The sequence below is a fragment of the Nonomuraea sp. AD125B genome (genome assembly GCF_041402765.1).
Classification (GTDB): Bacteria; Actinomycetota; Actinomycetes; order Streptosporangiales; family Streptosporangiaceae; genus Nonomuraea; species Nonomuraea bangladeshensis.
The window spans coordinates 171,904-196,889 of sequence record NZ_JBGLOU010000016.1 but is presented as its reverse complement, the minus strand read 5'-3'; the positions used below and the strand labels follow the sequence as shown (position 1 = coordinate 196,889).

Below are 24,986 nucleotides of genomic sequence, written 5' to 3'. Positions count from 1 at the left end.
GGGGGTTGCATGTCAGACAAGACCACCATCGGCGTGGGCATGATCGGCTACGCGTTCATGGGCCGCGTCCACTCCCAGGCCTGGCGGAGCGTGGGGGCCTTCTTCGACCTGCCGCTGGCGCCGCGCATGGCGGCGATCTGCGGCCGGTCGAAGGAGCGCACCGAGGCGGCGGCGGCGCAGCTCGGCTGGGCCGCCGCCGAGACCGACTGGCGCGCGCTGATCGAGCGGGACGACGTGCAGATCGTCGACATCTGCACGCCCGGTGACTCGCACGCCGAGATCGCCGTGGCCGCGCTCGCCGCCGGCAAGCACGTGCTCTGCGAGAAGCCGCTGGCCAACACCGTGGCCGAGGCGGAGGCGATGGTGCGGGCCGCCGCCGCCGCGCCGTCCTCGGTCAAGAGCATGGTGGCCTTCAACTACCGGCGGGTTCCGGCGATCGCGCTGGCCCGCCGGTACGTCGAGGAGGGCCGGCTCGGCGAGATCCGGCACGTACGCGCCCAATACCTCCAGGACTGGATCGTCGATCCCGAGTTCCCGCTGGTGTGGCGGCTGCAGAAGGACAAGGCGGGCGCGGGCGCGCTCGGCGACATCGGCTCGCACATCGTGGACGCCGCCGAGTACGTCACCGGCCAGCAGGTCGTCGGCGTCTCGGGCCTGACCGAGACCTTCGTCAAGCACCGCCCGCTCGCGGGCGAGTCGGCCGGGCTCGGCGCGTCGCGGGCCGAGTCCACCGGCGAGGTCACGGTCGACGACGCCGCGCTGTTCATCGGCCGGCTGTCGGGCGGGGCGCTCGCCTCCTTCGAGGCCACCAGGTTCGCCACCGGGCGCAAGAACGCCATGCGCCTGGAGATCAACGGCGGGCTCGGCAGCCTCGCCTTCGACTTCGAGTCGATGAACGAGCTGTGGGTCTCCGAGGGCGGCGGCGGGTTCGAGCGCATCCTGGTCACCGAGCCCGACCACCCGTACGCGGGAGCCTGGTGGCCGCCCGGCCACGGCCTCGGCTACGAGCACACCTTCACCCACGAGATCAAGGACTTCCTGGAGGCCGTCGCCACCGGCGCCGACCCGTCGCCCTCCTTCGCCGACGGGCTGCGGGTGCAGCGGGTGCTGGAGGCGGTCGAGCGCAGCGCGGCCGACGGCGGCCGTTACACGAACGTGGAGGATTGACGATGACCCGACCAATCACCCTGTTCACCGGACAGTGGGCGGACCTGCCGTTCGAGGAGGTGTGCCGGCTGGCGGCCGAGTGGGGCTACGACGGGCTGGAGATCGCCTGCTCGGGCGACCACTTCGAGGTGGACAAGGCGATCGCCGACCCGTCGTACGTCGAGCAGAAGCGGGCCCAGCTCGACAAGCACGGCCTGAAGGTGTGGACGATCTCCAACCACCTGGTGGGCCAGGCCGTCTGCGACCACCCGATCGACGAGCGGCACAAGGGCATCCTGCCGGCCCGCATCTGGGGCGAGGGCGACCCCGAGTCGGTGCGCCAGGCGGCGGCCGAGGAGATGAAGGACACGGCGCGGGCCGCCGCGCTGCTCGGCGTGGACACGGTCGTGGGCTTCACCGGCTCGTCCATCTGGCACACGGTCGCGATGTTCCCGCCCGTGCCCGCCTCGGTGATCGACGCCGGCTACCAGGACTTCGCCGACCGCTGGAACCCCATCCTCGACGTCTTCGACGAGGTCGGCGTGCGTTTCGCCCACGAGGTGCACCCGAGCGAGATCGCCTACGACTACTACACGACGGTCCGGGCGCTGGAGGCGGTCGGCAACCGGCCGGCGTTCGGGCTCAACTGGGACCCGTCGCACATGGTGTGGCAGGACATCGACCCGGTGAACTTCATCCTCGACTTCAAGGACCGCATCTACCACGTCGACTGCAAGGACACCCGGATGCGCGTCGGCGACGGCCGCCGCGGCCGGCTGTCGTCGCACCTGGCCTGGGCCGACATGCGGCGCGGCTGGGACTTCGTCTCGACCGGGCGCGGCGACGTGCCCTGGGAGGACTGCTTCCGGGCGCTCAACGCGATCGGCTACGACGGGCCGATCTCCATCGAGTGGGAGGACGCCGGCATGGACCGGCTGGACGGCGCGCGTGAGGCGGTGGGCTACATCCGTACGCTCAACGCCATCACGCCGCCGGCCACCGCCTTCGACGCGGCCTTCGCCACCGAGTGACACGCGCTGGTCCCGCCGGAGCGATCCGGCGGGACCAGGCGCTTGGTCCGTCAGTCGATCACGACGATCTGGCGCAGCACCTCGCCGCCGCGCAGGGCCGCCACGGCGTCGTTGAGGTCGGTGAGGCGGATCCTGGCGCTGATCATCGAGTCGAGGTCCAGCTTGCCGGCCTGGTGGAGCTTGGCGAAGTACGGGAAGTCGTGCCGCACGTCGGACTCGCCGTACAGGCTGGAGTGCAGGTGCTTGCCCTCGAAGAGCAGGCTGAAGGCCGAGACCGACCACATGTCGTCCATCGCGCCCGCGCCGACCACGATGACGTCGCCGCCGCGCCGGGTGATCTGCCAGGCGGTCTGGACGGTGGCGGCCTTGCCGACGACCTCGAAGCCGTAGTCGAAGCCGGCGCCGCCGGTCAGCTCGTTGATCGCGTCGGGGATCTGGTCGGGGGTCACGGCGTGGGTGGCGCCGACCTTCTTGGCCAGCTCGTGCTTGGACTCCAGCGGGTCCACGGCGAGGATCGTCCTCGCGCCGGAGACGCGGGCGCCCTGGATGACCGACAGGCCGACGCCGCCGCAGCCGATCACCGCGACCGTGGAGCCGGGACGCACCTTGGCGGTGTTGATCGCCGCGCCCACGCCGGTCGTGATGCCGCAGCCGATGAGCGCCGCCGCCTCCCACGACACCTCCGGGTCGATCTTGATCGCGCCCTGCCAGGGCACGATGATCTCCTCGGCCCAGGTGCCGCAGCCCGCCATCCCGAACGCCGTCGTGTCGCCGCCCAGCCGGAACCGGCCGTTGCTGAACGACTCGATCATGAACTTGGTGCACAGGTAGGGCTGCCCGCCCAGGCACAGGTCGCAGGCGTGGCAGGCGGGCGACCAGTTGATGACGACGTGGTCGCCGGGCTGGAGGTTGTCGACGTGCTCGCCCACTTCGACCACCTCGCCCGCCCCTTCGTGGCCGGGGACGAGCGGCACGGGCTGCGGCAGCACCCCGGACATGGCGGACAGGTCCGAATGGCAGACGCCGGTGGCCCTGATCCGTACGCGCACGTCCGCCGGGCCCATGGGCACCAGCGTCACGTCGTCGCGGATCTCCAGCTTGTCGTTGCCTACGGCGGTCAGGATTGCGGCACGCATGGGGCGTTCCTCCTCGGCGGTGGACCTATTCCTCGATGGAGAGGGCGGCTTTGGGGCAGGAGCGGACCGCGTGCCGGACGCGGTCGTGCAGCTCGGGGGGTGGCTCGGGCAGCAGGATGTGGAGCTGGTCGTCGTCGTCGACGTCGAAGACCTCCGGCGCGAGGCCCATGCACACGGCGTTGGCCTCGCAGACCAGCTCGTCCACCTTCACCTTCATGACAGCCTCCTGTGGTCCCATGAGACCACTTTGGTGCGTTCGACGACGTACGCGATCCGCTTGCGGCCGGTCTGCTCGACGTACGGGCGGAGCAGGTCGTCGGCCACCCCGGGGGTCATGCGGCGGGCGACGAGCATGCCGATGTCCATGATCCGGTCGGGGTCGTCGATCCGCTCGGCCTTGCCGTACAGCAGGACGCCGCGGAGCTCGGCGTAGTCGTCGCCGGCCTCGATGAGGCAGCTCACGCGGGGGTCGCGGGCCAGGTTGCGGGCCTTCTGGGCCTTGCCGTACGTCCAGAAGGCGATGCGGCCGTCGTCGAGGCCGTAGAACATCGTCACCAGGTGGGGCGTGCCGTCGGGGTTGATCGTCGCGAGCTGCAGCTTGCGCGAGCCCTCCAGGAGGGCGGCCACTTCCTCGTCCGACATCGCGATGCGAGCGCGCTGATTCACGTGGCCAGTAGAACAGGTTCCAGAAGTGGGCTGCAAGAGGCTCCTGGAATGTTGTTCGGTTCGGCTAGGGTGGCCTTCCATGTCGATGCCGCCGGAGCTGCTCCACGCAGCCAAGCACGCCAAGGGGTTCATGCCGCTCGCCGAAGGGCTGGCACTCTACGAAGCGGCCCGTCACTACGGCGCGCTCGGCCCGATCTGCGAGATCGGCACCTACTGCGGCAAGTCCGCCGTCTACCTCGGCGCCGCCGCCCGCGAGGCCGGCTCCGTCGTCGTCACGGTCGACCACCACCGCGGCTCGGAGGAGATCCAGCCCGGCTGGGCCCACCACGACCCCACCCTCGTGGACCCCCGCTTCGGCAAGATGGACTCCCTGCCGACCTTCCGCGCCACGATCGCCTCGGCGGGCCTGGAGGAGGAGGTCATCGCGGTCGTCGGACGCTCCGAGCGCGTGGCCGCCCTGTGGAACACGCCGCTCGGCATGCTCTTCATCGACGGCGGCCACTCCGAGGAGCCGGTCACCCGCGACTACGAGGGCTGGGCGCCGCACGTCCGGGAGGGCGGGGCGCTGGTCTTCCACGACATCTATCCCGACCCGGCCGACGGCGGTCAGGCGCCCTACCGGGTCTATCTGCGGGCGCTGGAGTCCGGAGCGTTCCAGGAGAAGTCCGTGGAGGGCTCGCTGCGCGTGCTGGAGCGCGTCGCGCCGGGCATCTGACTCTCCGGCGCTTGGCGCAGGCCGGTTCGGGCCCGCTCAGGCGCTCTGGCGGCGCCGGGTGCGGGTCCACGACTGGCGGATCCGCGCCTGCCAGCCACGGAAGTCGTCGTGCGTGCGGGCCTCGTGGCCGAGCTCGATGAGCGCCTGGTCGGTCCATGACGCCGCCTCCTCGGCGTCGGCGCCCACCAGGACGGCCGCCGCCTGCCCCGTGTGCTCGGGCAGCGTCCCCGAGCACAGCCGGGCGGCCACCGCGAGGGCGCACCCCTGCGCCAGATGGGCGCGGAAGCCGTCGGCCGAGGCGTGCTCGGCCAGCCACCGCAGCTCCTCGGGCTCGGCACCGCCCGTGTACGCCGCCGCGAACCCCGCCCCGCTCCACAGGTCCGCCCGCCGCACGGCGGGGAAGCCGGCGATCCTGGCCGCCACGTCGTCGGGCGCGGCGCAGTCGTGGTACCACAGCAGCCGCCCCAGCCCCTGGTCGAAGGCCGCGCAGTGGGCCCGGGTCAGCAGGTCGGGCATGACCCGCTCGCCCACCAGCCGGTCGGTCCTGGAGAGTGAGCGCTGGAAGCCGAAGCCGTCCACCGCCAGCCAGCGCAGCAGCGGGTGGGCCAGGCGCGCGCCGCGTACCGGCCGCAGCCGCAGCAGCGCGTAGCCGCGCCCGGCCCCCAGGTAGGCGGCGTGGCGGTGGTGCCGGGCGGGGCCGGCGAGCAGCTCGTGAAGGCGCCGGCCCCGTGAGAGCGTGAGCAGGTCGAGTACGGTGCAGGCGGCCGCCGCCCCCTCGTAGCCGAAGGGCCGCCGGTCCGCGGGAACCTCCTCGACCTTCTCCACTTCTTTCGACATCACCGCATTGAAGCCGAAAATGTATGACTTCTCGGCTTCCGAGAAGACCGTTCGAGCCGGTCCGGGCCTGAGCCGGAATCTCCGCCGGCTCAGATCGGACTCCAGTGGATCCTTGGTCAGGAACCTTCGCAGTCTCTTCGCCGGCGTCAGTGTCGGCTCGATCCCGGCCTGGTCCAAGAACGAAGTTGTGCCCGTGTCGCCCACGCTTCCCCCGAAGACGCCTCGTACGGCCACTCACGAAGCTAGTGACCCCAATGCGGCCCTCACCGGCGGCACACCGGACGTCCGGGGCAAAGAAGCGGCAAAAGCGCTTGCCTAGGGGGTCTCCCGCTCGGCCGCCTGCGGGGGGACGCGGATGCCGGCCGCGCAGCCGCACACGTCGGGATCGAACGTCGCCGTACGCTCCACGTCGCGGAACAGCCCGGAGCCGGGGGAGAGCTCCATGAGCGCGTCGGCCGCGAGGACCACCGCCGCCGCCGTGTAGCCGGAGCGCTCGTGCGGGAAGTGCTTGCGGTTCACGAACTGCCAGCCCGTCCAGTACGAGCCGTCCTCGTGCCGCAGGTGCTGCATGTCGGAGAAGAGCCGCGCGGCCCGCTCGCGGTCGCCGAGCGCGTCCAGCGCCAGCACCAGCTCGCACGTCTCGGCCCCGGTCACCCACGGCTGGTCGGAGACGCACCGGATGCCGAGCCCCGGCACCACGAACGTGGCCCATTCGCGGTCCAGCAGCTCGAACGCCTGCTGTCCGCGCACCGCGCCGCCGAGCACCGGGTAGTACCAGTCCATCGAGAAGCGGCTCTTGTCGGCGAACGCCTCCGGATGCGCGCCCAGCACGTGCGCGAGCCGGTCGGCGGCCAGCTCCCAATGCGGCTGCGGGTCGCCCAGCAGGTCGCCGAGCAGCACGCCGCAGCGCAGCCCCTGGTGGATGGAGGAGCAGCCGGTGAGCAGCGCGTACGACGAGGGCCTGCCCCGCGCGTCACGCTCCCAGACGATCTCGCCGCGCTCGGTCTGCAGCCCGGCCACGTAGTCGAGCGCGGCCTTGACCATGGGCCAGGACTCCTCGGTGCAGGCCCGGTCGCCGGTGACGAGGTGGTGGTGCCAGACGCCGACGGCGACGTAGGCCGCGTGGTTGGTCTCGCCGCCCAGCTCCACGCCGGCGCCGTCCACCAGCTTCATCGGCCAGGAGCCGTCGGCGCGCTGGTGGCGGGCCAGGTAGGCGTAGCCGCGCCGGACCGGCTCGGCGAGGCCCGCGACCGTCATGGCCATCAGGCACTCGACGTGGTTCCAGGCGTCCACGTGCCCTTCCGGCCACGGGACGCCGCCGTCCTCCTGCTGCAGCGCGGCGATGCTCTCGGCCGTGCGTACGACCTCCGCTCGGGAGATCATGGCTTCTTTACGTAGAGGACCACGCTCTTGCCGATGATCGGGTTGAGCACGGCCTCGGCGATCTGGGTGACGGCCGGGCGCTTCATGATGTCCCAGACCAGCAGCTCGTGGTACGCCTTCGCGAGCGGGTGGTCGTCGTTGTTGACGCCGACCGCGCACTTGATCCACCAGTAGGGGGAGTGCAGCCCGTGCGCGTGGTGGTGCGGGCCGATCTCGAAGCCGGTGGACTTGAGCTTGGCCGACAGCTCGGCGAGCGTGTAGATGCGCACGTGGCCGCCCGGCGCGGTGTGGTACGCCTCGTCCAGCGCCCAGCAGATGCGCTCGGGCAGGAAGCTCGGCACGGTGATCGCGGCGGTGCCGCCCGGCCTCAGCACGCGGAAGATCTCGGCCATGGCCGCCATGTCGTCGGGGATGTGCTCCAGCACCTCGGCCGCGATCACCCGGTCGAAGCTGCCGTCCTCGAACGGCATGTCCAGCGCCGTGCCCTGGACGGTGCGGCCGCTCGCGTCCGGCGGCACCTCGCCCGCCTTGTCCATCGCCGCGAACATGTTCGCCACGTTGTCCAGCTCCGCCTGGTCCATGTCGAAGGCGATCACGTCCGCCCCGCGACGTAGCACCTCGAAGGCGTGCCGGCCGCCGCCGCAGCCCAGGTCGAGCACGCGCACGCCGGGGCCGACGGGCAGCCGGGCGAAGTCCACGGTCAGCACTGGTGGTCTCTCCTCGCGATCGGTGTCGGGGGTGGGGGTCAGGGGCGGTGTGCGGCGATGGCCTCGTGGTAGGCCTCGACCGTGCGCTTGGCCACGACGTGCCAGGTGTAGCGCTCCATGACGCGGTCGTAGCCCGCCCTGCCCACCCGCTCGCGCTCCTCGGGGGAGTCGTGCAGGCGGCGCAGCGCGGCGGCCAGCTCCTCGGCGTCGCCGGGCGGCACCTGTACGGCCGCGTCGCCGACGACCTCGGGCAGCGCACCGGTGCGGCTGGCGATCAGCGGCGTGCCGCAGGCCATGTGCTCGACGGCGGGCAGCGAGAAGCCCTCGTACAGCGACGGCACGACCGAGATCTCCGAGGTGGCGATCAGCTCGCCCAGCTCGTCGTCGGAGATGCCGTGCACGAAGCGGACCCGGTCCTGCAGCGACAGCTCCTGGACGAGCTGCTCGGTGGGGCCGCCGGGCGTGGGCTTGCTGACCACGGTGAGGTTGACGTCGCGCTCGGTGGACAGCTTGGCGACCGCCCGCAGCAGCGTGGCCACGCCCTTCATGGGGGAGTCGGCGCTCGCCACGGCCACGATCGAGCCCTTGCGCTTCGGCTTGTCCGGGCGGGGGTGGAAGTAGCGGGTGTCCACGCCGAGCGGGATCAGCCGCAGATTGGCCTGGGGGACGTTGAAGTCGCGGTGGATGTCGGCGAGCGAGGACTCGCTGACGGTGAGGATCGGGCTGAGCCGGGGCGCGACGCGCGACTGCATCTTCACGAACCCGTACCAGCGGCGCATCGTGAGCTTCTTCACACCCTGGGCGGCCTCCAGCTCGATGCGGCGGTCCACGCTGATGGGGTGGTGGATGGTGCCGACCACCGGGAACAGCTTCTGGATGCCGAGCAGGCCGTAGCCGAGGGTCTGGTTGTCCTGGACCACGTCGAAGTCGCCGACCCGCTTCTTCAGCTCGCGCAGGGCGCGCAGCGTGAACGTCAGCGGCTCGGGGAACCCGGCGGTCCACATCGTGCCGACTTCCAGCAGGTCGATCCAGTCGCGGTACTCGTGCAGCTTGGGGGTGCGGAACGGGTCCTCGTCGCGGTAGAGGTCGAGGCTGGGCACCTCGCGCAGGATGACGCCCTCGTCCAGCTCGGGATAGGGCGGGCCGGAGAACACCTCGACGTGGTGTCCGAGCGCGACCAGCTCGCGGCTCAGATGGCGGAGGTAGACACCCTGGCCGCCACAGGTGGGCTTGCTGCGGTAGGACAGCAGCGCGATCCGCAGCGTTCGCTCCCGCACGGACACCCCTTTCTCCGCCGGTAGGCGCCTGAGATCAGTTGAATGTGACCTTAGCCCGAGAAGGCTACCATTCGGTAGGTCACCGAGAATTGCTCACATTCGGCCCCGCAGGCCGTGCGACATGCGACGTTGCGGTAACCGAACGTGGTTCTGTGGAACACGTTCTAGGCCGGGCTGCTGCTCTTTCGTGGTGCATAGCGGTACATTCCGTCCCAACGGGATTGCGTGACGCGAAGTTGGAGGACCCTTGGCCAGGCGCGCTCTGATCACCGGAATCACCGGCCAGGACGGTTCCTATCTGGCGGAGCACCTGCTGGAGCAGGGGTACGAGGTCTGGGGCCTCGCCCGGGGCCAGGCCAACCCGCGCGTCTCCCGCGTGCGCAGGCTGCTGTCGGACGTCCAGGTCGTCCGCGGCGACCTCCTCGACCAGGGGTCGCTCATCTCCGCCGTCGAGCGGGTCCAGCCCGACGAGGTCTACAACCTGGGGGCGATCTCGTTCGTGCCCATGTCCTGGGAGCAGGCCGAGCTCACCGCCGAGGTCACCGGGATGGGCGTGCTGCGCATGCTGGAGGCGATCCGGGTGTGCTCGGGCGTCTCGCGCGGCGGCGCCTCGGCGGCCTCCGGGCAGATCCGCTTCTACCAGGCGTCGTCCTCGGAGATGTTCGGCCAGGTCAGCGAGACGCCGCAGAACGAGCGCACCTCCTTCCACCCGCGCTCGCCGTACGGCGTGGCCAAGGCCTATGGGCACTTCCTCACCCAGAACTACCGCGAGTCGTACGGGATGTTCGCCGTCTCCGGCATCCTGTTCAACCACGAGTCGCCGCGGCGCGGGGCGGAGTTCGTCACCAGGAAGGTCTCGCTCGGCGTGGCCAGGATCAAGCTCGGGCTCGCCGCCGAGCTGCGGCTCGGCAACCTGGAGGCCAGGCGCGACTGGGGGTACGCCGGCGACTACGTCCGGGCCATGCACCTCATGCTGCGGGCCGACCGGCCCGAGGACTACGTGATCGGCACCGGGCGGATGAAGTCGGTGCGCGAGCTGGCCGAGGCCGCCTTCACCGCCGCCGGGCTCGACTGGGAGCGGTACGTCGTCACCGACCAGACGCTGCACCGGCCCGCCGAGGTGGACCTGCTGTGCGCCGACCCGAAGAAGGCGCGCAACCAGCTCGGCTGGGAGCCGACGGTGTCGTTCGACGAGCTGGTGGCCATGATGGTCGAGGCGGACATGAAGCTGCTCACCGACGGTGGCGACCCCGACCAGGAAGGCTCCTGGCCCTAGACCCGTGCGGCTTCCCGGTAGGCGCCGGGGGTGAGCCCGAAACAGCGGACGAACCAGCGGGTCAGGTGGCTCTGGTCGGTGAAGCCCGTGGCCGCCGCCGCCTCGCCGATCGGCACGCCGTCCGCGATCAGCGTACGGGCGCGGCGCAGCCGGAGCAGGCGCTGGTAGTCGCTGGGCGGCATGCCGTAGCGCGCCACGAAGGCCCGGTACACCGCGAACCTGCTGCCGCCCGTCGCCCGCGCCAGCTCCTCGGCGGTCGGGTCGTCGAGCAGGTGGTCCTCCAGGAAGGCGCGCGCCCGGGCCGCGGTCGCCGCTGAGCTCTCGCGGGCCTTGCGCGGGTCCGGCGGGGCCTGCGTCGCCGCCGCCCTGACCAGGTGGGCGACCGTGGAGGCGAGCAGCTCGTCCCTGCGCAGCGCGGTCGCGGCCGGGTCCAGGAGCGCCCGGTGGAAGGCGCGCAGCGCGCCCGCCGCCGCCGCGTCCGCCACCAGCGGGGCGGCGAACAGGGGGAGTGGCGCCCGGCGGCCCGTCGCGTCCGCCAGCGCGTCGGCCACCAGTTCAGGCCCGATGTGCACGATCCGGTAGGTGAAGCCGAGCGTGTCGGCGGCGTGGCCGTCGTGCGGGTCGTCCGGGTTGAACGCCATCACCATGCCGGCCGCGCTCGTGTGCGCCGCGCCTCGGCAGGTGAACGACTGGGCGCCGGTCTCCGTCACGCCGAAGGAGTAGGTGTCGTGGCTGTGGCGGTGGTAGACGTGCCGTTCGAAGTGGGCGTGCATGGCCTCCAGCGGTCGCCGCCCGGCCCGCCAGTACCGCGCCCAGTCCCTTCCCACGCCTCCAATCCTCCTCGCGTCCCCCATTGACAAAGAGAGTTTTTACGTAAAGGATGATTTTTGCGATGAGAGACATCCTGTACCTGGAAGCCATCGAGCAGGCCGAGGCGCTGCTCAAGCCGCAACGCGTCGAGGTGCTGCGGCAACTCGCCGAGCCTCGTACCTGCTCGGAGGTGGCCGCCGTCCTGGGCCAGACGCCGCAGCGCGTCTACTACCACGTGAAACGCCTGGTCGAGGCGGGCCTCGTGGACCAGGTCGCCGAGCGCAAGGTCCGGGGGATCTCCGAGGGGATCTACCAGGCCGGCGCGCGGTCGTACTGGCTGTCGCCCCGGCTGGTCGGCCGCATCGGCGGCCTGCGCCGGGCCCGCGACGAGCTCAGCCTCGGCTACCTCCTGGATCTCATGGAGGAGGTGCAGGAGGACATCGCGGCGCTCGACCGCACCGCGCCCGAGCTGCCCTCCGTCGGCCTGTCCGGCGAGATCCACCTACGGACCGAGCAGCGCCAGCAGTTCCTCACCGACCTGCAGACGATGCTCCAGGACCTGTTCACCCGCTACGGCGGCGCCGAGGGCGACGCCTTCAAACTCGCCGTGGCCTGCTACCCCAAGACCGACGACCGTCGAGGAGACGATGACGATGACCGACGACCTGCAGACGCCTGAGCCCGCCGCCCCCATGATGCTGCGCGCCCGCGTCCCGGCCCCGATCGCACGGGTCCGCGAGGCGCTGACCGACCCCGCCGAGCTGCGCGTCTGGCTCGCCGAGCAGGCCGAGGTGGACCTGCCCGCCGGACGCTACGCCTTCTGGGGGCCCACCACGCCCGAGGGCGACGCGCCGCACCAGCGGTTACTGCACGCCGACGACCGCACCGTGCGCTTCGCGTGGGTCCTCGACGGCGAGGAGACCACCACCGAGTTCGCCCTTGAGCCCGACGGCCCGGTCGCCACGTTCGTCACGGTGTCCCAGAGCCACTTCGACTTCCAGGACGCCATGACGGGCAAGAGCATCCGGGGCGTGCTGCAGACGTACTGGTGCCTGGCCATCGCCAACCTGGCCGAGCACCTGGAGGGGCGCGAGCTGACGCCGCGGGTCGACTTCACCTCGTCCGAGCTGCGCGCCGAGGCCGTCGTGGACGCCTCGCCGGCGGACGTGTTCGCCTCGCTGATCGAGAGCGAGGCCGTGACGAAGTGGTTCGGGTACCCGATCGAGATCGAGCCGTACGTGGGCGGGCGCTTCGCGATGGGCGGCCTGGACAACGACCCGAGCCCGGCCAAGGTGCTGGAGCTGGTGCCCGAGCGTACGTTCTCGGTCGACTGGGGCGGCGGCAGGATCGGGACGTGGGAGCTGGAGGGCAGCGGCGGGCGTACCCGGCTGACGCTGGTGCAGAGCGGCTTCGACGCCGGGCAGCCGCCGTACTCGGCGTGGGGCGGCATCCTGGCGGGGCTGGCGGAGCTGCGGCGCTACCACGAGGTGCCGGACTGGCGTCCGATCCTGGAGCCGGCGTAGGCGCACGAGCGTACAAGACGGGTGGCCTGTGGACGGGGATGCTCATGGGCCATGCGTTTCGATACGAAGATCGCCATCGTGGTACGCGACGACCTGGCCGTCTGGCAGCGCCTCAACGTGACCGCCTTCCTGGCGAGCGCGGTGGCGGGCGGGGTGCCGGAGACCATGGGGGAGCCGTACGCGGACGGGTCGGGCGTCGCGTACCTGCCGATGTTCCGCCAGCCGGTGCTCGTGTACGAGGGCGGGCTGGCGCAACTGCGCGGGATCCGGGAGAAGGCGATCGGGCGGGGGATGGACGTGGCCGTCTACATCGAGGAGATGTTCAAGACGGGCCATGACGCGGACAACCGGGCGGCGGTGCGGGCCGTGGCGAGCGACGAGCTGATGCTGGTCGGCCTGGCCGTCCACGGCCCCCGCAACGCCCTCGACAAGACCCTGAAGGGCCTGTCCCTGCACCCCTGACCCCGCCGGTCATCCACAGAACCCCGCTCGGCCGCTCGCCCGTACGCGCCGGCCACCATCCTAACCCCGTGAACCACGCAGCCGAGGCTCCACTCACCCCCTCACCCGCCGAAGCCCCTCTGATCGACCGGACCCGCCAGATCACCCGGGCCATCCCACAAGCCACCGCCTGCCGCCGGACCGCCGCCCACATCTGGGGCCTCGACGTCCTTCCGACCCGCACGGGCGACGACTGGCCGGTCGAGCTCATCGCCCGAGGCCATGTCACCCTCCCCGGCTGCGTGACCTACCTGGCGCCGCTGCCGGACGACGACATCACCCTGCACAAGGGCGTCCGCCTCACCACCATGGAACGTACGGCCCTCGACTGCGCCCGCCACCTCCCCCGCATGGAGGCGGTGGCGGTCCTCGACCAGTTCGCCCGCAAGGGGCTCGACCTGGAGGCGTTGTGGCACCGCCCGCTCAACTCCTGGCAGCTGCGCGACACGCTCAGCCTCGCCGACGGGGGAGCCGCCTCCCCGAGGGAGAGCTGGCTCCGCGTGATCCTCGTCGAGGGCGGCCTCCCCAGACCTTCCACCCAGATCAGGGTCGACCTGGGCGACGACCACCACGCCTACCTCGACCTGGGCTGGGAGGCGTTCAAGGTCGCCGTCGAGTACGACGGCCAGGAACACCACACCTCACTCGCCGACCGCCGACGCGACACGGACCGCCGCGAGGAGCTCCGCCGCCGCGGCTGGCGCGTGATCGCCGTACGCCGTGACGTCATCCCCGGCCAGATCGCCGACCTCCTCCACCATGTGGCGGACGCCCTGATCGAGCGCGGCTGGCGCCCCGCCCCGGAGACCACGACCCGCATCCTCCGCAACATCCGCGCCGCCCGCCACCGCTCCTACCAAGGCGGCAGACGCCGCCGCCGAAACCCCGGCAACGACTGGACGTCCTGGTGACCGCACACCTAGGCGAAGATCGTCCCAGCTCAGAAACGGTCCGCGTGCTCGTCAACCCACTGCGTGAACGTACGTGCCGGACGCCCGATCACCCGCGAGACCGTGTCGTCCACGGCCGTAGAGGAAGCGCTGGGCTCGGCATACCAGCCGATGACATACTCGGCGTCCGCCCGGGACACGCCCGTGGCCATCAGCCTCTCGACCGCCTGCTCGTGCGTGATCCGCTCGAAGGCGATGGGGCGGCCGAGCCTCCGCGCCAGGATCGCGATCCGCTCACTCGGCGTCAGCGACTCAGGCCCGGTCAGGTTGTAGGCGTGCCCGGAGTGGCCGTCGTCGAGCAGCGCGACGGCTGCCACAGCCGCGATGTCGGCCTCGTGCACCAGCGCGCTGGGAAAGTCGTACGGCTCCCGGACCACTCCCTCGGCCCGAATCGATTCGGCCCAGGTCAAGGTGTTGGACATGAACTCCTGTGCCTCCAGGCGCGTCCATTCCACGCCGGAGTCCGCCACCGCCTGCTCGACCGGGCCCACCCAGCCGCCCCACAACACGGTGATGCGCCGAACGCCCGCGGCGACCGCCCGCTTGACCAGCTCAGGCCCGACCTCGGCCAGTCCCGCCGTCACCGTGATGTGCAGCCGGCTGACGCCGTGGAGCGCGGCGTCCAGCTTCTCCGGCGCGGTGTGCGTGCCGGCCACCAGCTCCACCTCGGCCGGAAATCTTCCCGCGTTCGCCGCCGGGTCCCGGGTCAGGGCCCGGACCCGCTCTCCTCGGCGGACCAGCTCCGCCACAACGTGCCGGCCCGTGTTCCCGGTGGCGCCCGTCACCAAAGTCGTCACAGTGGAGTTCCTTCGTCATCTCGTCCTGGGGAGTCGCTGACGAGCCTAGAAACTCAACCGCGCTTGAGGTCAACGAGCCCGCCAGGCCACCGGCGTGCCCGTCGGTCGTCCCGCGAGGCGTTCGACGGAGGGCGTCCCGGCGGCACGCCGGGACGCCGCGCCCGCTACTCGTTGACGCGGTCGAAGTGGAACGGGCAGTGGGTGCCGCCCAGGCCGATCGTGGTGCGGCGCTCGAACCGGAAGCCGTGCCTGCGCGGCTCGATGGCCTCGATCCAGTTGGCGTCGAACGCGCACATGGCCGGGGTCAGTTCCGGCGCCCCGTTGGCGACGAGGACGTCGTGGTAGAAGCACCGGCGCACGTCGAGGTGATAGCGCTCGTCGTCGTCCACGGGCCGCTCGAAGACGAACCCCTTGCCGAACGCCTGCTCCTCCCGTGACTTGCTCGTCTCCACCATGGCGCGGAAGGCGTCCGGCGCCTGGTCCAGCATGGCCCGGGTGCCTTCCTTCATGGCGTCGCCGAACGGCTCGACGAACGCCGCCTGGACGGCGTCGATGGCCTGTTGCCTGCCGAGCCTGGGCCGGAGGACTTCATAGGCGGCGACCAGCGCCAGGGTCAGGCGCAGGTTGTGCCGCGCGGGCTCGTCGACGATCCGCGACCGGTTGGCCGCTTCGAGCTCGTCCTGACGGGCCCGCATGGCGGCCGTGAGGTCGGCGTCCGTCGTGGCCAGGCGCTCGTAGAACGCGTCCAGCAGCAGCGTGGTGTCGCGATCGGGATCGGGGACGTAGTCGCCGCCGGCGAGCCCGAACTGGTCGGTGGACATGATGGTCGGTCCTTTCGGTGTACGGCTCGGCGCGTACACGTCCAGGACCCCGCGCGGAGGCGTGACCGGACGTGCCCGCGACCGAGCGAGCACGCCAGCGCACTCCACCGACCGACCGGCGCTGACTAGCTACGTGTGTTGATATTTCGTACGAAAGTCTGGCACGGCCGCGACGATCACGTCCACCTGCCAGCCTTCAGGAGGCCGGTGACCCGGTTGAAGAGTCGTCGGCAGGATCGGCTTTCCGAGGCTTGGTGGGCCGGTGTCTGGACGCCCGGTACGCATCGACCCACTTGCGGGAAGATCGCCAAACGCCATCGGGGCCCTGAACCGCGTTGAGGCGCCCTCGTTGGGCAGCCTGGCGTAGAGCGTGGATGCTGAACTCCTCGTCGACCAGCGCGGCGAGGGGGACAAGCCTGGCGGGGCCGGCGACGTTCGGGACGATGAAGCGGTTGAGGTTGTCTTCCATGGCGCGAGCGATGAGTTCCCCCAACGCTCCGTAGTCGCCGGCATCAGCCCGGCGGAGGGCGGTGAGGTAGCTCTCGCGCTGTCTCTTCAGCACAATGATCGGCGGGTAGCCGAGACGTACCAGGATGAGGTTGAGCACAAGACGGCCGGTCCGTCCATTGCCGTCGATGAACGGATGGATGCGCTCAAAGGAGTTGTGGATCTTAGCGAGTTCCTCCGGCAGGGGGTGGCCGATGTCCTCCTTGGCCTCCAGCTTTCTGCCCAGCTCGCAAACATCGTCCACCCACCCTTGGATCTCGCCGGCAACGAGCGTCCAGGAAGGCGGGGTCATACCCTCGGCGAATGGGTGGATGTCGTGTTCACGGAAGTTCCCGGGCCCTTCGCGATCAGAGGCCTCGGGATGCGGATCGATGTCCCAGACAGGGGTCATGGCCGTGTGATGGATGTGGCGCAGCTCATTGAGGCTGAGCAAGTGGCCGTCATTCCATACCTCGGGTTCCAGCGCTTGACCGTAGACCCATTTGGCGGCGCCGCGTAGCCTTTGACCTCGTTGTACTCACGGAGGGGCTTGGCACCCACTGCTCGTCCCTGATCGAGCAGTGCCTGCACCTCCTTGAGCACCAGGGTGTTGCCCTCAAGAGCGGTCGAGTGATGGGCCTCGAGGTGCCAGATGTCGGACCAGATCTCTTGGGCTTCGGTAGGGCTGGGCAGGCCGCCGAGGCGCTGGTTGAGTTCCTGGATGGCGCGGTCAAGTCGTTCGTAGACTGTGGCCCGGCTCGGACGACCTCTCCCTGCCAATGAATCCCCTGTGTAGACGCCGAATCCCAAGTTTGATAAGCCGATCCCAGACCTAATTGAACTAATCAAACTCGACGTTCGGTGGCGCACCGCACGCCCAACGCCTTGAGCGGGCCCTTGGCCGTCATTTCTCTGGCCAAGGGCGCTGTCTGCTGCTCGGACCCGGTGTCCCGGAGCGAGCCGGGTGGGAGCGAAGGGGGCATGTAGCCGGGTCAGCTGATGGTGACGGGGAGTTCCTTGATGCCGTTGATGAAGTTGGAGCGCAGGCGGCTGGCCGGGCCGGACTGGGTGAGGCGGGGGCGGCGGCGGGCGAGTTGTTCGAACAGGACCCGGAGTTCGAGCTTGGCCAGGTGGTTGCCCAGGCAGAAGTGGGCGCCGCCGCCGCCGAAGCCGATGTGCGGGTTGGGGCTGCGGCCGATGTCGAAGACCTCGGCGTCAGGGAAGACGGAGGCGTCGCGGTTGGCGGAGCCGTAGAAGACGACGACCTTGTCGTCGGCCTTGATGGGCTGGCCGCCGAGCACCTGGTCGCGGGTCGAGGTGCGGCGGAAGAGGTTGACGGGGGAGACCCAGCGGACGATCTCGTCGGCGGCCGTCTTGGCCATCGTGGGGTCGGCGACGAGGCGGTCCCACTGGTCCGGGTGGTCGAAGAAGGCGAGCATGCCGCCCGAGGCCGCGTTACGGGTGGTCTCGTTGCCGGCGACGATCAGCAGCAGGACGAACAGGTCGAACTCGCTCTCGTCGAGCGTCTCGCCGTGCTCGTCGGGCTGCAGGAGCTTGGTGACGATGTCGTTCCTGGGGTTGGCCTTGCGCTGCGCCGCGAGCTGGTTGGCGTAGGCGTAGACCTCCATGGCGGCGTCGGGGCCCTCGCCCGGCACGTCGGCGTAGTCGGGGTCCTGGGCGCCGATCATGCGGTTGGACCAGGCGAAGAGCTTGTCGCGGTCGGAGACGGGCGCGCCGAGCAGCTCGCAGATGACGTAGAGGGGCAGCGGCGCGGCGACCTCGGTGACGAAGTCGATCTCGCCCGAGCACTTGTCGAGGAGGTCGTCGCAGATGTCGCGGATGTGCTCTTCGAGGGCGTTGATGGTGCGCGGGGTGAAGCCCCGGTTGACCAGCGAACGGCGCCGGGTGTGCTCCGGCGGGTCCTGGTTGAGCATCATGAGCCGCTGAAGGGCGATCTGCTCCTCCTCCAGCTCGTCGAAGAGCGCGAGCCTGCGGTGGGAGGAGAAGAGGTCGGAGTGGCGCGAGATGTGGACCACGTCGTCGTAGCGCGTGACGGCCCAGAATCCGGGCTCGCCGTCGTGCCAGTGGACGGGGGAGTTGGCGCGCAGCCAGGCGAACTGCTCGTGCGGTGGTCCAGCGGTCGCGTAACGGTCCCTGTCGACGAGGTCGATGTGCACCCGGCTCACCCTCTTGATCAAGCGCTTGGTTAAGTGGTACTGGAACGTGTTCTATTACGTGACTGTACGACCGTCAAGGAGCCACGGCGAGCCGGTAGGAGCGACGTCCGATGTCTGTGTGACGGCCACGTATCCTGTGCGTGAACCGGGTCATCGGGGCGGTATAGCCAGGTCATGTCACCGGTGATGATGTTTGACCAATATGTCCAGGTCACAGATCGGATGTTTCCGGAGCCTCACCCTTGACACATCCCGGGTAAGCACCTCAGCATCGGGAGACGAGACATCCGATGTATAGATGAAGGATGCGGTGTGAAGCTGCTGCGAGTAGGACCTGTCGGACAGGAACGGCCGGTGGTATTGGACGAGGCCGGTAACCTGCGCGACATCGGAGAGCCCGACATCGACGGTGCTTTCCTCGCCTCCGGAGGAGTGGCGCGGGTCCGTGCCGCGCTCGACCGCGGTGACCTGCCGATCGTGGCCGAGGAGGGCCTGCGGGTGGGCGCCCCCGTCGCGCGGCCCGGCAAGATCGTCTGCATCGGCCTGAACTACCGCGACCACGCCGCCGAGTCGGGCGCGGAGCCGCCGGCCGAGCCCGTGGTCTTCATGAAGGCCGCCGACACCATGGTCGGCCCGTACGACGAGGTGCTCGTCCCCCGCAACAGCGTCAAGACCGACTACGAGGTCGAGCTGGCCATCGTCATCGGGAAGCGGGCCCGCTACCTGGAGAGCAGGGAGGAGGCGCTGGAGGCCGTCGCGGGTTACGCCGTGGCGAACGACGTCTCCGAGCGCGAGTTCCAGCTCGAACGCGGCGGCCAGTGGGACAAGGGCAAGTCGTGTGAGACGTTCAACCCGCTCGGGCCCTGGCTGGTGACCGCGGACGAGGTGGGCGACCCGCAGAGCCTGTCGCTGCGCCTCTGGGTCAACGGCGAGCTGCGCCAGGACGGCGACACCAAGAACATGATCTTCGACGTCGCCGAGATCGTGCGCTACCTCAGCCAGTTCATGGTGCTGGAGCCGGGTGACGTCATCAACACCGGCACCCCCGCCGGTGTGGCGATGGGCATGCCGGGGCAGCCGTACCTCAGGGCCGGGGACGTCGTGGAGCTGGAGATCGAGGGTCTCGGGCGGCAGCGGCAGACGGTGGGCCAGGCATGAGGAACAACTATCGAATCGTCGGGATGGAGACGCACGACGTGCGTTTCCCGACCTCGCGCGAGCTCGACGGCTCCGACGCGATGAACCCCGACCCCGACTACTCCGCCGCCTACGTGGTGCTGCGGACCGACGACGGCCACGAGGGCCACGGGTTCGCGTTCACGATCGGGCGCGGCAACGACGTGCAGACCGCCGCGATCAGCGCGCTGGAGCAGTACGTGCTCGGCAAGGACGTCGAGGACCTCGGCGCCCTCTACAAGGAGATGGTCAACGACTCGCAGCTGCGCTGGCTGGGGCCGGAGAAGGGCGTCATGCACATGGCGATCTCCGCCGTGGTCAACGCCCTGTGGGACCTGAAGGCCAGGCGGGCCGGCAAGCCGGTGTGGCGGCTGCTGTCCGAGATGTCCCCCGAGGAGATCGTCGGCCTGGTCGACTTCCGCTACCTCAGCGACGCGCTGACCCCCGAGGAGGCCCTGCAGATCCTGCGCAAGGCCGAGGGCGGCAAGGAGGAGCGGATCGCCGAGCTGGTCGAGACCGGCTACCCGGCCTACACGACCTCCCCCGGCTGGCTCGGCTACGACGACGAGAAGCTGCGGCGGCTCTGCGAGGAGGCCATCGCGCAGGGGTTCGGGCAGATCAAGCTCAAGGTCGGCGCCGACCTGGAGGACGACAAACGGCGCTTCAGGGTCGCCCGCGAGGTCTGCGGCCCCGACTTCCCGATCGCCATCGACGCCAACCAGCGCTGGGACGTCGGCTCGGGCATCGAGTGGGTCAACGCGCTGAGCGAGTTCGGCCCGCACTGGGTGGAGGAGCCGACCAGCCCGGACGACGTGCTCGGCCACGCCGCCATCGCCCGCGGCATCGCGCCGATCCCCGTCGCGACCGGCGAGCACGTGCAGAACCGCATCGTCTTCAAGCAGCTCCTGCAGGCCGGGGCCATCTCCTACCTGCAGATCGACGCCGCCCGCGTCGGCGGGGTCAACGAGAACATCGCGATCCTGCTGCTCGCGGCCAAGTTCGGCGTCCCGGTCTGCCCGCACGCCGGCGGCGTCGGCCTGTGCGAGCTGGTGCAGCACCTGTCGATGTTCGACTACGTGGCCGTCACCGGCACCATGGACGGCCGGGTCATCGAGTACGTCGACCACCTGCACGAGCACTTCGTCGACCCGGTGGTGATCCGCGACGGCCGCTACCTCGCGCCGTCGCGCCCCGGCTTCAGCGCGCAGATGCACGCGGAGTCGATCGCCGCCCACACCTTCCCCAACGGTTCGGTCTGGAGGGACGCGTGAGCCGGACTAACGCAGCAGGTCTGAAGGCCGTCGTGACCGGCGGCGGCTCCGGCATCGGCCTGGCGGCCGCCACCCTGCTCGCCGAGCGCGGCATGACGGTGGCCTGCCTCGACCTCAACCCGCCGGGCGAGCCCTTCGTGGGCATCAAGGCGGACGTGACGGACGACGCGAGCGTACGCGCCGCGGTGGCCGAGGCCGCCGAGCGGCTGGGCGGCATCGACGTGCTGGTCAACAACGCCGGCATCGGCGCCCAGGGGACGGTCGAGGACAACCCCGACTCCGAATGGCAGCGGGTCTTCGACGTCAACGTGTTCGGCATGGTCCGGGCCGCCCGTGCCGCGCTGCCCTACCTGCGCAGGTCGGAGCACGCCTCGATCGTCAACACCTGCTCGATCGCGGCCACCGCCGGGCTGCCCCAGCGGGCGCTCTACAGCGCGACGAAGGGCGCGGTCCTGTCGCTGACGCTGGCGATGGCCGCGGACCACATCCGCGAGGGCATCCGCGTCAACTGCGTCAACCCGGGCACCGCCGACACCCCGTGGGTCGGCCGGCTGCTCGACTCCGCCCCGGATCCGGAGGCGGAGCGGGCGGCGCTCAACGCCAGACAGCCCATGGGCCGCCTGGTCACGGCGGAGGAGGTCGCCGCGGCGATCGCCTACCTCGCCGGCCCCGAGTCGGGCGCGACCACCGGCACGTCGATCGCGGTCGACGGCGGCATGCAGGGCCTGCGGCTGCGGCCCACCAACTGAAGCGACCAGTCAAACGAAGGAAGGTACCCCCCTATGAAGTTCGGACGGGTGATCACGGGCGCCGCCCTCTTGGCGGTCGTCACGGCGTGCGGCTCAGGCACCACGACGGAAGGCGCGAGCGGCGGCGGCGGGAAGGTCGGCATCGACCACCCCCGGGCCGACTCCGACTTCTGGAACTCCTACATCAAGTACGTGCCGCAGATGGCGAGCGAGCTCAAGGTGGACCTCATGCCCGCCACGAACTCGCAGAACGACGTGTCCAAGCTGGTCAACAACGTGCAGGCGCTGGTCGGCCAGGGCGCCAAGGCCATCGTCATGGCGCCCCAGGACACCGGCGCGGTGGCCAACACGCTGCAGCAGCTGGAGAACAAGAAGATCCCCGTCGTCTCCGTCGACACCCGGCCGGACAAGGGCAAGGTCTACATGGTCGTCCGCGCCGACAACCGCGCGTACGGCACCAAGGCCTGCGAGTTCCTCGGCGAGAAGCTCGGCGGCAAGGGCAAGGTCGTCCAGCTCCAGGGCGCGCTCAGCTCGATCAACGGCCGTGACCGGTCGGAGGCGTTCCTGGAGTGCATGAAGACGAAGTTCCCCGACATCACCGTCTTCAGCGAGCCGACCGAGTGGGAGGGCAGCAAGGCGGCGTCCATGCTGCAGACCCGCCTGGAGCAGAACCCTGACATCAAGGGCATCTACATGCACGCGGGCGGCGTCCACCTGGCGCCGACGCTGCAGGTGCTCAAGCAGAAGGGCCTGCTCGTGCAGCCGGACGACCCCAAGCACATCTTCGTGGTCTCCAACGACGGCATCCCGCAGGAGTACGACGCCATCCGCAAGGGCGAGATCGACGCCACGATGTCGCAGCCGGCCGACCTCTACGCGAAGTACGCGCTCTTCTACGCGAAGGCCGCGCTGGAGGGCAAGACGTTCCAGCCGGGCCCGACCGACCACGACAGCACCATCATCCAGCTCCCCAACGGCCTTGAGGACCAGCTTCCCGCGCCTCTGGTCACCAAGGAGAACGTGGACGACAAGAACCTCTGGGGCAACCAGGTCGGCTGATGAGCATTCACGTCGAAGCCCGCAACGTCGTCAAGCGGTTCGGTCCGACCGTCGCGCTGAACGGCGCGAAGATCGCGATCGCCGAAGGCGAGACGCACGCGCTCCTCGGCAGGAACGGCGCGGGGAAGTCCACCCTCGTGTCGATCCTCACCGGGCTGCAGCGGCCGGACGAGGGCGAGGTGCTGTTCTCGGGAGAGGCGGCGCCCGCCCCCGGCGACCGGGACGCCTGGCGGCAGCGCGTCGCCTGCGTCTACCAGAAGTCCACGATCATCCCGGCGCTCACCGTCGCCGAGAACCTCTTCCTCAACCGGCAGAGCGACGGGCACGGACCCATCAACTGGCGGACGGTGCGAGGCCGCGCGCGCGAGCTGCTCGACACCTACGAGGTGGACGTCGACGTGCAGGCGCTGGCCGGCGATCTCAGCGTCGAGCAGCGCCAGCTCGTGGAGATCGCGCGGGCGCTGTCGTTCGGCGCGCGCTTCATCATCCTCGACGAGCCCACGGCGCGGCTCGACGGGCCGGCCATCGAGCGCTTGTTCGCCCGCATGCGCTCGCTGCGCGAGCAGGGCGTCACGATGATGTACATCTCGCACCACCTGGACGAGGTGTACGAGATCTGCCAGAGCGTCACGGTCTTCCGCGACGCCCGGCACATCATGACCCGGCCGGTGGCCGGGCTGCCGCAGGACGAGCTGGTGCACGCCATGACCGGTGAGGCGACGTCCGCGTACCACGCCAGGGAGCGCACGCCCGGCGAGCGGGTCGTGCTCGCGGGCGAAGGGCTGTCGCTGGCCGGCCGCTACCGGAACGTGGACATCAGCGTCCGCGCCGGCGAAGTGGTCGGCCTCGCCGGGTCGGCGAGCAGCGGCAAGGTCGGCCTGGCCGAGACCCTGGTAGGGCTGCGCGGCGCGGACACCGGCACGGTCGTGGTCAACGGCACCACGGTGAAGCCCGGCGACGTGCCGGCCGCGATGAAGGCGGGGCTCGGGTTCGTGCCCGAGGACCGCCATCACGAGGGCTTCGTCCCGTTGCTGTCGGTGGGGGAGAACGCCACGTTCCCCATCGCCCGCAAGCTGGGCCGCTTCGGCGTGGTGTCCCCGGCCCGCCGCCGGGAGAAGGCCAAGGAGATGATCACTGCCCTGGACATCAAGACCGAGGGCCCCGACCAGCCCGTCGCCGACCTGTCCGGGGGCAACGCGCAGAAGGTCGTGTTCGCGCGGGCGCTCGTGGACGATCCCACGGTGCTGGTCGTCATCAACCCCACCGCCGGCGTCGACGTCAAGGCCAAGCAGGCCCTGCTCGGCGCCGTCGAGGACGCCGCCGAGCGCGGCGCGGGGGCCGTCGTGGTCTCCGACGAGCTCGACGACCTGCGCATCTGCGACCGGGTGCTGGTGATGTTCCACGGGGAGATCGTCAAGGACGTACCGCGTGGCTGGACGGACCACGAGCTCGTGGCCGTGATGGAAGGCGTACAAGAGTGACCACTTTGACCGCACCGGCTCCACGGCTACGGCTGGCCAGGTTCCGCGACCTGACGCTCGTGCCGGTGATCGTGCTCCTGCTCGTCGTGGGCGCGTTCCTGGACCCGACCTTCCTGACGGCGGGCAACCTCACGAACGTCCTCCAGCAGCAGGCGGCGATCTCGCTCCTCGTGCTGGCCGAGGCCATGATCCTGATCGCCGGGAAGTTCGACCTGTCGCTGGAGTCGACGGTGGGCACCGCGCCCGCCATCGCCGTGATGCTGGTGGTCCCGGCCGCGGCCGGCGGGTTCGGGCTCGGGCTGCCCGGGGCGCTGGTGATCCCGCTCGCGCTGCTCGTCGGGGCCGCCATCGGCGCCTTCAACGGATTCCTGATCATCAGGTTCCAGCTGTCCGCGTTCATCGTGACGCTGGCCATGCTGATCATCGTGCACGGCTTCCTCCAGGGGCCGACCGAGGGCAAGACGCTGTTCCAGCTCCCCGAGTCGATCCTCTACCTCGGCAGCGCCCTGTGGCTCGGGCTGCCCGCGGCCATCTGGATCGCCGGGCTGCTGTTCGCGGTCGGCATCTTCGGCCTCGGCTACCTGCGGATCGGCCGCTCGCTCTACGCGATCGGCGGCAACATCGACGCCGCCCGCGCCGCCGGCATCCGGGTGGACCGGGTGCTCTACGGCGTGTTCGTCCTCGGCGGCGTCCTCGCGGCGCTGGCCGGCATCCTGGAGACCGGCCGCCTCGGCGCGATCGGCAACGGCATGGGCGTCGGCTGGATCTTCATGGTGTTCGCCGCGGCCGTCATCGGCGGCGTCAGCATGGACGGCGGCAAGGGCACCATCCTCGGCGCGCTCACCGGCGTGCTGGTGATCGGCCTGGTGCAGAACATCCTCACGCTGATCGGCGTCTCCGGCTTCTGGCAGCCCGTCATCTACGGCAGCATCATCCTCATCGCCCTGATGATCAGCCGGATCGCGGGCGGGAAGGCACAGGATTGATGATGGGAGTCACCGCGTTGACGGG

At 70.3% G+C, this 24,986-nt stretch carries 26 protein-coding genes; 14 read left to right on the top strand and 12 right to left on the bottom strand.

Annotated elements, in window-relative coordinates; genetic code table 11:
• The first annotated feature begins 9 nt into the window (after positions 1 to 9).
• A complete protein-coding gene (locus ACBR40_RS36220) occupies positions 10 to 1,167 on the top strand; it encodes a Gfo/Idh/MocA family oxidoreductase (RefSeq protein ID WP_344217616.1) in 1,158 nt (385 codons plus the stop codon).
• A gap of 2 nt (positions 1,168 to 1,169) precedes the next feature.
• Positions 1,170 to 2,177 (top strand): sugar phosphate isomerase/epimerase family protein, encoded by a 1,008-nt coding sequence (locus ACBR40_RS36215; RefSeq protein WP_344217614.1) that lies wholly within the window; start codon positions 1,170 to 1,172, stop codon positions 2,175 to 2,177.
• A 50-nt stretch (positions 2,178 to 2,227) separates the two neighbouring features.
• On the opposite strand, the gene ACBR40_RS36210 is transcribed toward ACBR40_RS36215, so the two are convergent.
• The 3 genes from ACBR40_RS36210 to ACBR40_RS36200 are packed head-to-tail and all read right to left on the bottom strand — an operon-like array spanning position 2,228 to position 3,979.
• Positions 2,228 to 3,313, bottom strand: a complete 1,086-nt coding sequence (locus ACBR40_RS36210; RefSeq protein WP_371251644.1) for a Zn-dependent alcohol dehydrogenase — start codon at positions 3,311 to 3,313, stop codon at positions 2,228 to 2,230.
• 25 nt (positions 3,314 to 3,338) lie between these two features.
• Positions 3,339 to 3,530 carry a ferredoxin gene (locus tag ACBR40_RS36205; RefSeq protein ID WP_020544112.1) on the bottom strand — a complete coding sequence of 64 codons (192 nt, stop codon included), beginning with the start codon at positions 3,528 to 3,530 and terminating at the stop codon, positions 3,339 to 3,341.
• A complete protein-coding gene (locus tag ACBR40_RS36200; RefSeq protein WP_344217609.1) occupies positions 3,527 to 3,979 on the bottom strand; it encodes a pyridoxamine 5'-phosphate oxidase family protein in 453 nt (150 codons plus the stop codon). The genes ACBR40_RS36205 and ACBR40_RS36200 overlap by 4 nt, the downstream gene beginning before the upstream one ends.
• An 85-nt stretch (positions 3,980 to 4,064) precedes the next feature.
• Between ACBR40_RS36200 and ACBR40_RS36195 the strand changes: the two genes are divergently transcribed.
• Positions 4,065 to 4,694 carry a class I SAM-dependent methyltransferase gene (locus ACBR40_RS36195; protein WP_371251674.1) on the top strand — a complete coding sequence of 210 codons (630 nt, stop codon included), beginning with the start codon at positions 4,065 to 4,067 and terminating at the stop codon, positions 4,692 to 4,694.
• Between the two features lie 36 nt (positions 4,695 to 4,730).
• On the opposite strand, the gene ACBR40_RS36190 is transcribed toward ACBR40_RS36195, so the two are convergent.
• From ACBR40_RS36190 to ACBR40_RS36175, 4 genes are all read right to left on the bottom strand, one after another.
• Positions 4,731 to 5,735: a DUF1702 family protein gene (locus ACBR40_RS36190; protein ID WP_344217607.1), complete on the bottom strand. Its 1,005-nt coding sequence runs from the start codon at positions 5,733 to 5,735 to the stop codon at positions 4,731 to 4,733.
• Positions 5,736 to 5,846: 111 nt separating this feature from the next.
• On the bottom strand, positions 5,847 to 6,914 hold the full coding sequence (locus tag ACBR40_RS36185) for a prenyltransferase (RefSeq protein WP_371251643.1): 1,068 nt from the start codon (positions 6,912 to 6,914) through the stop codon (positions 5,847 to 5,849).
• Positions 6,911 to 7,621: a methyltransferase domain-containing protein gene (locus ACBR40_RS36180; RefSeq protein WP_344217603.1), complete on the bottom strand. Its 711-nt coding sequence runs from the start codon at positions 7,619 to 7,621 to the stop codon at positions 6,911 to 6,913. The genes ACBR40_RS36185 and ACBR40_RS36180 overlap by 4 nt, the downstream gene beginning before the upstream one ends.
• 38 nt (positions 7,622 to 7,659) lie before the next feature.
• Positions 7,660 to 8,904 carry a glycosyltransferase family 4 protein gene (locus ACBR40_RS36175; RefSeq protein ID WP_344217601.1) on the bottom strand — a complete coding sequence of 415 codons (1,245 nt, stop codon included), beginning with the start codon at positions 8,902 to 8,904 and terminating at the stop codon, positions 7,660 to 7,662.
• 241 nt (positions 8,905 to 9,145) lie between these two features.
• Here ACBR40_RS36175 and ACBR40_RS36170 point away from each other — a divergent pair, with 241 nt between their 5' ends.
• Positions 9,146 to 10,174, top strand: coding sequence for a GDP-mannose 4,6-dehydratase (locus ACBR40_RS36170; protein WP_329590329.1), 1,029 nt, complete (start codon positions 9,146 to 9,148; stop codon positions 10,172 to 10,174).
• Here the strand turns inward: ACBR40_RS36170 and ACBR40_RS36165 are convergent.
• Positions 10,171 to 11,001, bottom strand: coding sequence for an AraC family transcriptional regulator (locus ACBR40_RS36165; RefSeq protein WP_371251642.1), 831 nt, complete (start codon positions 10,999 to 11,001; stop codon positions 10,171 to 10,173). The genes ACBR40_RS36170 and ACBR40_RS36165 overlap by 4 nt on opposite strands.
• Positions 11,002 to 11,066: 65 nt before the next feature.
• Here ACBR40_RS36165 and ACBR40_RS36160 point away from each other — a divergent pair, with 65 nt between their 5' ends.
• The 4 genes from ACBR40_RS36160 to ACBR40_RS36145 all read left to right on the top strand — a co-directional run bounded on the left by ACBR40_RS36160 (position 11,067) and on the right by ACBR40_RS36145 (position 13,919).
• Positions 11,067 to 11,663 carry a helix-turn-helix domain-containing protein gene (locus tag ACBR40_RS36160; protein WP_344217595.1) on the top strand — a complete coding sequence of 199 codons (597 nt, stop codon included), beginning with the start codon at positions 11,067 to 11,069 and terminating at the stop codon, positions 11,661 to 11,663.
• Complete coding sequence (locus ACBR40_RS36155; protein WP_371251641.1) at positions 11,638 to 12,507, top strand: SRPBCC domain-containing protein; 870 nt, start codon at positions 11,638 to 11,640, stop codon at positions 12,505 to 12,507. Before ACBR40_RS36160 ends, ACBR40_RS36155 begins: the two co-directional genes overlap by 26 nt.
• Positions 12,508 to 12,558: 51 nt before the next feature.
• The gene (locus tag ACBR40_RS36150; RefSeq protein ID WP_364454263.1) at positions 12,559 to 12,969 is read left to right on the top strand and encodes a DUF2000 domain-containing protein; all 411 of its coding nucleotides are present in this window, start codon (positions 12,559 to 12,561) and stop codon (positions 12,967 to 12,969) included.
• 68 nt (positions 12,970 to 13,037) lie between these two features.
• Positions 13,038 to 13,919, top strand: coding sequence for a DUF559 domain-containing protein (locus ACBR40_RS36145; protein ID WP_371251640.1), 882 nt, complete (start codon positions 13,038 to 13,040; stop codon positions 13,917 to 13,919).
• Between the two features lie 29 nt (positions 13,920 to 13,948).
• Here the strand turns inward: ACBR40_RS36145 and ACBR40_RS36140 are convergent, their stop codons facing one another.
• From ACBR40_RS36140 to ACBR40_RS36125, 4 genes are all read right to left on the bottom strand, one after another.
• Positions 13,949 to 14,755 carry an NmrA family NAD(P)-binding protein gene (locus tag ACBR40_RS36140; protein WP_371251639.1) on the bottom strand — a complete coding sequence of 269 codons (807 nt, stop codon included), beginning with the start codon at positions 14,753 to 14,755 and terminating at the stop codon, positions 13,949 to 13,951.
• Positions 14,756 to 14,919: 164 nt separating this feature from the next.
• Entirely contained in the window at positions 14,920 to 15,576 is a 657-nt protein-coding gene (locus ACBR40_RS36135) for an L-2-amino-thiazoline-4-carboxylic acid hydrolase (RefSeq protein ID WP_371251638.1), read from the bottom strand.
• 196 nt (positions 15,577 to 15,772) lie between these two features.
• Positions 15,773 to 16,516 (bottom strand): Fic family protein, encoded by a 744-nt coding sequence (locus tag ACBR40_RS36130; RefSeq protein WP_371251637.1) that lies wholly within the window; start codon positions 16,514 to 16,516, stop codon positions 15,773 to 15,775.
• Positions 16,517 to 17,054: 538 nt separating this feature from the next.
• Positions 17,055 to 18,239 carry a cytochrome P450 gene (locus ACBR40_RS36125; RefSeq protein ID WP_371251636.1) on the bottom strand — a complete coding sequence of 395 codons (1,185 nt, stop codon included), beginning with the start codon at positions 18,237 to 18,239 and terminating at the stop codon, positions 17,055 to 17,057.
• Between the two features lie 354 nt (positions 18,240 to 18,593).
• Between ACBR40_RS36125 and ACBR40_RS36120 the strand changes: the two genes are divergently transcribed.
• The 6 genes from ACBR40_RS36120 to ACBR40_RS36095 are packed head-to-tail and all read left to right on the top strand — an operon-like array spanning position 18,594 to position 24,961.
• Complete coding sequence (locus ACBR40_RS36120) at positions 18,594 to 19,397, top strand: fumarylacetoacetate hydrolase family protein (protein ID WP_344217582.1); 804 nt, start codon at positions 18,594 to 18,596, stop codon at positions 19,395 to 19,397.
• A 23-nt stretch (positions 19,398 to 19,420) separates the two neighbouring features.
• Entirely contained in the window at positions 19,421 to 20,686 is a 1,266-nt protein-coding gene (locus tag ACBR40_RS36115) for an L-fuconate dehydratase (protein ID WP_371251635.1), read from the top strand.
• Complete coding sequence (locus tag ACBR40_RS36110; protein WP_344217578.1) at positions 20,683 to 21,435, top strand: SDR family oxidoreductase; 753 nt, start codon at positions 20,683 to 20,685, stop codon at positions 21,433 to 21,435. The genes ACBR40_RS36115 and ACBR40_RS36110 overlap by 4 nt, the downstream gene beginning before the upstream one ends.
• A 33-nt stretch (positions 21,436 to 21,468) precedes the next feature.
• Entirely contained in the window at positions 21,469 to 22,494 is a 1,026-nt protein-coding gene (locus ACBR40_RS36105) for a sugar ABC transporter substrate-binding protein (RefSeq protein ID WP_344217576.1), read from the top strand.
• Entirely contained in the window at positions 22,494 to 23,975 is a 1,482-nt protein-coding gene (locus ACBR40_RS36100; RefSeq protein ID WP_344217574.1) for a sugar ABC transporter ATP-binding protein, read from the top strand. Before ACBR40_RS36105 ends, ACBR40_RS36100 begins: the two co-directional genes overlap by 1 nt.
• Entirely contained in the window at positions 23,972 to 24,961 is a 990-nt protein-coding gene (locus ACBR40_RS36095; RefSeq protein ID WP_344217572.1) for an ABC transporter permease, read from the top strand. The genes ACBR40_RS36100 and ACBR40_RS36095 overlap by 4 nt, the downstream gene beginning before the upstream one ends.
• The last annotated feature ends 25 nt before the right edge of the window (positions 24,962 to 24,986 follow it).

Bases quoted from the DNA above. Each gene is read 5' to 3' on its own strand.
- ACBR40_RS36220 (WP_344217616.1), top strand. From the start codon at position 10: ATGTCAGACAAGACCACCATCGGCGTGGGCATGATCGGCTACGCGTTC.
- ACBR40_RS36215 (WP_344217614.1), top strand. From the start codon at position 1,170: ATGACCCGACCAATCACCCTGTTCACCGGACAGTGGGCGGACCTGCCG.
- ACBR40_RS36210 (WP_371251644.1), bottom strand. From the start codon at position 3,313: ATGCGTGCCGCAATCCTGACCGCCGTAGGCAACGACAAGCTGGAGATC.
- ACBR40_RS36205 (WP_020544112.1), bottom strand. From the start codon at position 3,530: ATGAAGGTGAAGGTGGACGAGCTGGTCTGCGAGGCCAACGCCGTGTGC.
- ACBR40_RS36195 (WP_371251674.1), top strand. From the start codon at position 4,065: ATGCCGCCGGAGCTGCTCCACGCAGCCAAGCACGCCAAGGGGTTCATG.
- ACBR40_RS36185 (WP_371251643.1), bottom strand. From the start codon at position 6,914: ATGATCTCCCGAGCGGAGGTCGTACGCACGGCCGAGAGCATCGCCGCG.
- ACBR40_RS36160 (WP_344217595.1), top strand. From the start codon at position 11,067: ATGAGAGACATCCTGTACCTGGAAGCCATCGAGCAGGCCGAGGCGCTG.
- ACBR40_RS36155 (WP_371251641.1), top strand. From the start codon at position 11,638: ATGACCGACGACCTGCAGACGCCTGAGCCCGCCGCCCCCATGATGCTG.
- ACBR40_RS36150 (WP_364454263.1), top strand. From the start codon at position 12,559: ATGCGTTTCGATACGAAGATCGCCATCGTGGTACGCGACGACCTGGCC.
- ACBR40_RS36135 (WP_371251638.1), bottom strand. From the start codon at position 15,576: ATGTCCACCGACCAGTTCGGGCTCGCCGGCGGCGACTACGTCCCCGAT.
- ACBR40_RS36115 (WP_371251635.1), top strand. From the start codon at position 19,421: ATGGAGACGCACGACGTGCGTTTCCCGACCTCGCGCGAGCTCGACGGC.
- ACBR40_RS36105 (WP_344217576.1), top strand. From the start codon at position 21,469: ATGAAGTTCGGACGGGTGATCACGGGCGCCGCCCTCTTGGCGGTCGTC.
- ACBR40_RS36100 (WP_344217574.1), top strand. From the start codon at position 22,494: ATGAGCATTCACGTCGAAGCCCGCAACGTCGTCAAGCGGTTCGGTCCG.